The sequence below is a fragment of the Sulfurospirillum sp. MES genome (assembly GCF_000789415.1).
Taxonomy (GTDB): Bacteria; Campylobacterota; Campylobacteria; order Campylobacterales; family Sulfurospirillaceae; genus Sulfurospirillum; species Sulfurospirillum cavolei.
Genome location: NZ_JSEC01000050.1, coordinates 1 through 765 on the forward strand (window position 1 = coordinate 1; position 765 = coordinate 765).

1 protein-coding gene is annotated in these 765 nt (G+C 43.8%); it reads right to left on the minus strand.

What is annotated here, in order from left to right; translation table 11 throughout:
* Positions 1 to 765 (minus strand): rhodanese-like domain-containing protein (locus OA34_RS13335; RefSeq protein WP_039676250.1); only part of this gene is annotated, 765 nt, incomplete at both ends.

Here is a 765-nt window from a genome sequence, read left to right on the forward strand (position 1 = left end):
TTGATTTATCGCATTTAATATTGGCATCAAAATAGAATATCTTACTCACGTCTATTTTTGCGCCTTGCAATTTCAAAAAGGCTTCCATCGATCTTCCGCCTGCGGAGCAATTCAGAATCACGACTTTTCCTTTAGGTAATTTTGCCGCAAATTCTTGTGCGCTTAATTTTCCCGCTTCGATATTGATCGCGCCTTTAATATGTCCGTTGGCGTATTCGGAGGGGCTTCTCACGTCGATAATGGCGACATTACTCGGTACGGTTCCTGCCATGATATGGGCTTTATACCATTCACCGTCTACGGTTCCTTCATCGGCACCTAATTTTATACCTTCAACGAAGGCATCTTTTTTAGGTGTTTCTGCTTTAGCTTCTACTTTTTTAGCACCGCCTGCGGTTGTTTGGTTACCCGCTTCTTTCCATTCCGGGTATCCTCCGGCGTAGACGCTTACTTTTTTGTAGCCTAAGGTTTCAAGTTTTTTTGCCAAGTTATGTGATTTTGCGCAATCGTATCCTTCACAGAAGGTAATAATCGAGGTTGTTTTATCGCTTGGCAAGCGTCCGATAAATTTATCGACATCGGCGTCATGGATATGCATCGCTCCGGGAATAGTTCCGGCAAGGTATTTAGCGTAGGGTCGTGCATCGATCAAGAGTGCGCTTTCGTTTTTAAATGCCGCTTGGGCTACGGGCGTTCCTACTTCTAAGTAACTTTTCATTTTCCATTCAGGTTCACCGGCTTGGTAAAGTTTTACGTTGGTATAGC